Here is a 6,000-nt window from a genome sequence, read left to right on the forward strand (position 1 = left end):
CCGCGACCGGCCGGCGGAGGCCGCCTCGGGGGACCGGATCGGCCGTGCCGAGGACGGCATGGGGTTCGAGGCCCTACGCCCCCTGATCGGCTCCGCCGCGGTATTCGGGCAGGGTGACGCGGGCGGTGGTGCCCTGGCCGACCTCGCTCTCGATCGTCAGGCGGCCGCGGTGCCGCCGGAGGCTGTGCTTCACGATGGCGAGGCCGAGACCGGTGCCGCCGCGGGCGCGGCTGGAGGCGACATCGACGCGGTAGAACCGCTCGGTCAGGCGGGGGATGTGCTCCGGCGCGATCCCGGGGCCGTCATCCGCGACGGTCAGGACGATGCGGGCGCCGAGGCGGGGGTCCTCCTCGCGGGCGAGGCCGACGCGGATCTCGCCGCCGCCATACTTCACGGCGTTCTCGATCAGGTTCTCGATCACGCGGGTCAGCTCGTCGGCATCGCCCTGCACGCGGTACGAGCCGGCGCCGACGGCGAGGGTGATCCCCGCCTCCCGGGCGGCGGCGAGGTGGGCCTGGGCGTCCACCATCTGCCGGGCGAGGCCCCCCAGATCCACGACCGTGGTCGGCGCGACGTGCTCGCGCAGCTCGATCCGCGACAGGGACAGGAGGTCGTCGATCAGGCGCCGCATGCGCTGCGCCTGCACGCGCATGATCTCCAGGAACCGCTCCCGGGCGGCGACGTCCTCGCGGGCGGGGCCCTGCAGCGTCTCGATGAAGCCGAGCAGCGAGGAGAGCGGCGTGCGCAGCTCGTGGCTCGCATTGGCCACGAAATCCACCCGCATCGCCTCGAGGCGCCGGGCCGAGGTGAGGTCGCGCAGGAACAGCACCGCCCCGGCCCCCAACCCGTCGGGCACCTGCAGGGGGCCGATCTGGACCTCGAAGGCCCGCTCCATGGGGACGCGGGTTTCGTAGGAGACCCGCTGCGCGGGGCCGCCGCTCAGCACGGCCTCCACCGCATCGGTGACCTCCGGGTTGCGCAGGCCGAAGGCGAGGGGGTGGGACAGGTGCAGGGCGGGCAGGAGCGCCCGGGCGGCCGGGTTGGCCTCCAGCACCCGGGTCCGCCGGTCCACGAGGATCACCGGGTCCGGGATGTTGGCGAGGAGCGCCTCCGCGACGGCGTGGCGCGGGGTGCCGGCCACGGTGCGCGTCGGCGGCTGCGCCCGGCGCCGCCCGCCGATCAGGCCCCCCAGGGCGACGGCGGCGAGGGCGACGGGGATGGCGCTGCTGAGGCCCTGGTCCCACAGGATCCAGAGGAGGAGCAGCCCCCCTGCGATCACCGCACCGGTCCAGGCCGCCGGCCTGCGAGGATCGTCGATCACCGGGCCTTCCCGTGGTCAGTGGTCGCGTGTGTCGGGCCAGGCCTTGCCCGAGGGCCCTGCGGTGCCTTCGGGGGGGACGGCGTCGGTCGCGCCCCGGTCCGCGGCGCCGCCGGCCCGCTTCACGATCTCGTAGAGGCCGAGCATCGCCAGGGCGGTCACGAACGGCACGACGTAGTAGCAGCCCCGGAACAGCAGCAGCGAGGTCAGCACCTCGTTGCGCGGCAGGCTCGACAGGGCGAGCAGGATCGTGGCCTCGAACACGCCGATCCCGCCCGGCGCGTTGGAGGCGATGCCGAGCATCGCCGCCAGCACGTAGATCGCTAGGAAGGTGGTGAAGCCGATGCTGATCTCGTTGGGCAGCAGCACGTAGAGCACCGCCGCCGCTGCGCAGACATCGCCGATGCCGACCATCATCTGGCCGATGGAGACCGAGGCGCCGGGCAATTCCAGCCGCCACTGCTTGACCGTGACGCTGCGGCGCTTGGCCGAGACCCAGGCGAGGTAGCCGAGCACGGCCAGCAGGGCGGCGAAGCCGATGCCCTGGTTCAATTCGATGGAGGTGAAGGCGAGCCCGGCGAGCTGCCCCGCCTCGATGATGAGGGAGAGGCCGAGCACCACCCCCATGCCGAGCCAGAAGGTGAAGCCGGCGATCACCGTGAGCGCGGCGATCTTGGAGGCGGAAAGGCCCTGCCGGGCATAGATCCAGTAGCGGATCGTCCCCGCCGTCAGCAGGGGAAAGCCCAGGGTGAAGCTCACGGCGTAGCTCGTGAACGAGGCGAGCGCGGTGATCCGATAGGGCACCTTGATGCGCAACTGGCGGAGCGCCAGGGCATCGTAGCCGGTGAGGAAGATGTAGCTGATGCCGACGAACAGGAAGGCGAGGCCGAGCTGCCGGGCGGAGGCCGCCGCCAGGGCGCCCTTCACCTCGTCCCAGGACACGCTCTGGACGAGCTTCCACAGCACGCCGAGGGACACGAGGGACAGGATGATGCTTGCGGCGGTGCCGATCCATGCAAAGCGGCTGGTGCGCGAGCGCTTGGGCGCCTCGCCTTGCCCCCCACGCGCCTCGACCGGTTCGGCCGAGGCGACATCATCGCGATGCTGCCCCTGGAAATTCATACCGATCGGCGTCCGTCCCCTCGCGTGCGCGGGCCGGACGGGTTCAGGCCCATGCCGGATGATCCCGGACCGCGGCCCGTTGCCCGCCATGTAAGCCGAACACGCTGCCATGACCAGCGAGGCGACGATTTCCTCGGGTGATCCCGGCCCGAAAGGCGCGGATGCGGCGGGCGTTCGGGTGCGCCCGCGGTAGGGCAGCTGCGGACTTGTCGCCTCAAAGCCACCAAGCTTCATGCTGACGATCAGGCGGATGCGGGTGTTCGCCCACTGGCTCGCGGGCTTGCGCGACGTTTGGGCGAAGGCCCGGGTCGATGCGCGGCTGCGGCGGCTCTCCCTGGGCAGCACCAGATGCTCCAGGGCGGGGGTGGCGAACTGACGATCGGTCACGGACCCGGTCACGGAGTGTATTAAGCCCGGAGGGGCGACGAGGTGATCGTCCTGCTTTTCGGCGATGGGGCGAGGGCGCGCGGGATGGCGCAAATCGCCCAGGAGACCGGCCGGTCCCGGGAGAGCCTTTACCGGGCGCTTTCGGAGAAGGGCAATCCGCAGCTCGATACCCTGATCGGCGTGCCGAAGGCGTTGGGTCTGCGGCGCAGCATCAAGCCCCTGGACGCCTGATCCGGCCGCGATCTCACCCCCGCCGCAACACCGCGGCGGCGTCCGACAGGCCCTGCCGGATGCGGGCCGGGACCTCCGGCGAGGTGCAGACGGAGGTGGGGCTCGGGTGCGGGATCGCGACCAGCGGCAGGCGTGGGCGGAGCGTCGCCAGGGCCGGGGCGCAGCCCGCCGCGAACCGGCCGGCCAGGACCGCCACGGCGAGATCCGGCAGCAGGGCCAGCAGCGGCGCGAGGTAGGGCTCGGCCGCCTTCGCCTCGGCCCGGCGGGGGGCGCGGTTGAGGGCGCCCGGCGCGTGGATCACCCAGGGCACGGCGTTCCAGATCAGCGTGTCGGCCCGGGCGAGTCCGGCCTCCCGCAGGAAGCGGAACAGGTTGGGGGCGGTGCCGTTCGCGCTGTCGCGGGTGACGAAGCCGGTGCGCAGGACCATCGGGCCGGGGGTTTCGAGCAGGAGCAGGAGCCGGGCCGTCACGCCCCCGTCGAGGGGATCGGGGTCGGGGACCGGCGCCCCGCGCTCCTGCGCGATCCGGCGGGCGAGGGCCCGGAGCGGGGCGACGTGCGGTGCGTCGGCCAGGGCCCGCCGGGCGGCGAGGGCGGCCGGGTCGGCGAGGCTCTTCGGGGCGTCCGGCTCAGGGGGCATCGCGGGCGGGGAACGGCTCCGGCAGCCGTCCGGACAGGCGGAACCGCTCGACGCCGGCCTCCCGTGCGAGGCGCGAGGCGAGCCCAGCCACGCCGCCGAACTGGAAGCCGATCTGGCTGGCATAGGCGGCGCAGGCGGCGAGCTTGCGATCCTGCCCCCCGGGGCCGAAGGCGAAAGCCCGCCCGGGGAGGTCGGCGAAGAGCGCGGCCAGGGGCTCCTTCGGCGTCGCCTCCCGGACGGTGTAGGGGAAGTCGCGCCACCAGAGCACCGGCACCGCGGATGCGAGGGTGCGCAGCGCCCGGACGACCTGGACGTGGTCGACATGCCCGCCCACCGCCTGCGGCGCGAGGATCAGGTCGGGTGCCTCCGAGGCGATGAGATCCCCCAGGGCGGGGGCGAGATCCCGGTCGATGCCATCCTCGGTACGCAGGTCCGCGAAGAGTTCCGGCGCCGAGGCGTAGCCCCGGTGGGGCGCCTCGCGGAACGGCAGGTGCAGGGGTGCGGCGATCCCCAGCGCGTCCGCGGCTCCGTCGTCCTCGGCCCGGCGCAGGGCCATGTAATCCACCTCGGGCGCCAAGCCCTTGTCGAGCTGGCAGGCCAGGGCGAAGCCCTGCGGATCGGGAACGCTCTGCGTGAAGACCGTCGCCATCACGACGCGCCAGCCGGAGGCGGCCAGGGTCGCGAGGAGCCCGCCCGCCGAGAAGGCGGCGTCGTCGAGATGCGGCGAGAGGGCGAGGGCGGTGGGCATGGCTCAGAGCAGGTGCGGTTCGGCGCGGAACCGGCAGGACGGATCGAAGGGCAGGTCGTCGGGGAAGTCGGTGGCGGGGCGCTCCCGCAGCACCTGTCCGTAGACGCCCATGATCTGCGCGCCGACCGCCTGCCACGAATAGACCCGCCGGCACTCCTCCAGCCCCGCCGCGGCGAGGCGGCGGCGCAGGGGCGCGTCCTCCACGATCCGGGTGAGGGAACGGGCCAGGGCCGGCACGTCGCCCGGCTGGGTGAGGAGGCCGTTCTCCCCGTCGCGCAGGCAGTCCGACACGCCGACGGCGTGGCAGGAGACCACCGCGAGCCCCGCCGCCATGGCTTCGAGGATGGTGTTGGAGAACCCTTCCGCATAGGTCGGCGAGGCGAACACGTCGGCCTCGCGGTAGAGGGCCGGCACGGTGCCGTACTCGGCGTAGCCGGTGAAGCGGATGGCCTCCGGGCCGAAGCCGTGGCGCTCGACCAGGGCCTTGGCGGGGTCCACGTCGGGGCCGATGCCGGAGATCGTGGCGGCGAAGGGGGTGCCCTGCCCCCGCAGGATCGTCAGGGCCTCGATGAAGTCGAGCACGCCTTTCCGGCGGTCGACCCGGCCGTGGTAGAACATCCGCACCGGGCCGGCATGGGCCCCGGGCAACCCGTCCGGCGTGCCCTGGGCGAAGCGGGCGGTGTCGACGGCGCCGGGCACGATGGTGAACCGGGCGGGGTCCGAACCCAGCCGGTCGCACACCTCTTCCACGAACGAGGCGCCGCCGATCAGCAGGGCGTTGGCGTGGTCGAGGACGGCCCGCATGCCGAGGCGGTGCGTCTCGCAGCAGGAGCCGACCCAGTGGCCGTCCCCGCCCTGGATCGAGACGACGTTGGGCACCCCGAGGCGCTTCGAGGCGAGCAGCACCGCCCAGCCGGTGGGGTAGCCGTACTGGGCGTGCAGCACGTCGAAGGGCGCCTTGGCGTGCTCGGCGCAGATGGTCTCGACCATCACCTCGATGTCGCGCTCGAAGTCGCCGCTCGTCTGCTCGCCGACCTGTTCCAGCCCGATCACCTTCACGCCCGGCACGGCCGGGGGCGGCCCGCCGCCATAGACGCGGGTGCCGAACGCATCGCCCCGGTACTGCGAGACCATGGTGACGTCGTGCCCGGCGGACACGAGTTCGCGCAGGAGGTTCTGGGCGTAGACGCTCATCCCCGATATCGCGGGGAAGTAGCGGCGGCTGAGGAAGAGGATTCTCATAGGGCTTGCCCGTTCCACCAGCGTATCCCTCCCCCCTTCGCGGGGGAGGGTGGCCCCCGAAGGGGGTCGGGAGAGGGGAGCGCCGGTGCAGGACCAAGCACCGCCCCGCACGCCTGACGCGCCCCATTCGGAAGCCGGGTTGCCCTCTCCCGACCCCGGCTCACGGCGGGGCCACCCTCCCCCGCAGAGGGGGGAGGGAAGGCGTCGTCGCTCACGCTGCTCACTGCCGCCGGGTCTCCTGCCCGGCGGCGAGGTCGGGGCCGGGGCGGCGGCAGGTGCGGAGGTAGTCCAGCGCCTGGGGGATCATCAGGTCGG

6 protein-coding genes and 1 pseudogene are annotated in these 6,000 nt (G+C 73.3%); 2 read left to right on the forward strand and 5 right to left on the reverse strand.

Annotation, left to right across the window (positions count from 1 at the left end):
• Positions 1-73: 73 nt before the first annotated feature.
• Positions 74-1,321: an ATP-binding protein gene (locus MKK53_RS19440; protein WP_409564373.1), complete on the reverse strand. Its 1,248-nt coding sequence runs from the start codon at positions 1,319-1,321 to the stop codon at positions 74-76.
• Positions 1,322-1,336: 15 nt separating this feature from the next.
• On the reverse strand, positions 1,337-2,440 hold the full coding sequence (locus MKK53_RS19445) for a lysylphosphatidylglycerol synthase domain-containing protein (protein WP_243930407.1): 1,104 nt from the start codon (positions 2,438-2,440) through the stop codon (positions 1,337-1,339).
• A gap of 232 nt (positions 2,441-2,672) precedes the next feature.
• On the opposite strand from MKK53_RS19445, the gene MKK53_RS19450 reads away from it, so the two are divergent.
• Together MKK53_RS19450 and MKK53_RS19455 are read left to right on the forward strand one after the other, a co-directional pair.
• Entirely contained in the window at positions 2,673-2,816 is a 144-nt protein-coding gene (locus MKK53_RS19450) for a hypothetical protein (protein ID WP_243930408.1), read from the forward strand.
• 71 nt (positions 2,817-2,887) lie between these two features.
• Positions 2,888-3,058: pseudogene (locus MKK53_RS19455) on the forward strand (addiction module antidote protein); the annotation flags it as partial.
• A gap of 13 nt (positions 3,059-3,071) precedes the next feature.
• On the opposite strand, the gene MKK53_RS19460 reads toward MKK53_RS19455, so the two are convergent.
• From MKK53_RS19460 to MKK53_RS19470, 3 genes are read right to left on the reverse strand one after another with little or no spacing between them, the layout of a single operon-like run.
• On the reverse strand, positions 3,072-3,695 hold the full coding sequence (locus MKK53_RS19460; protein ID WP_243930409.1) for a uracil-DNA glycosylase: 624 nt from the start codon (positions 3,693-3,695) through the stop codon (positions 3,072-3,074).
• Entirely contained in the window at positions 3,685-4,443 is a 759-nt protein-coding gene (locus tag MKK53_RS19465; RefSeq protein ID WP_243930410.1) for a PIG-L deacetylase family protein, read from the reverse strand. The genes MKK53_RS19460 and MKK53_RS19465 overlap by 11 nt, the downstream gene beginning before the upstream one ends.
• Positions 4,444-4,446: 3 nt before the next feature.
• Entirely contained in the window at positions 4,447-5,685 is a 1,239-nt protein-coding gene (locus tag MKK53_RS19470; RefSeq protein WP_313901569.1) for a glycosyltransferase family 4 protein, read from the reverse strand.
• Positions 5,686-6,000: the final 315 nt, after the last annotated feature.

The organism is Methylobacterium sp. J-076, from assembly GCF_022829405.1.
Taxonomy (GTDB): Bacteria; Pseudomonadota; Alphaproteobacteria; order Rhizobiales; family Beijerinckiaceae; genus Methylobacterium.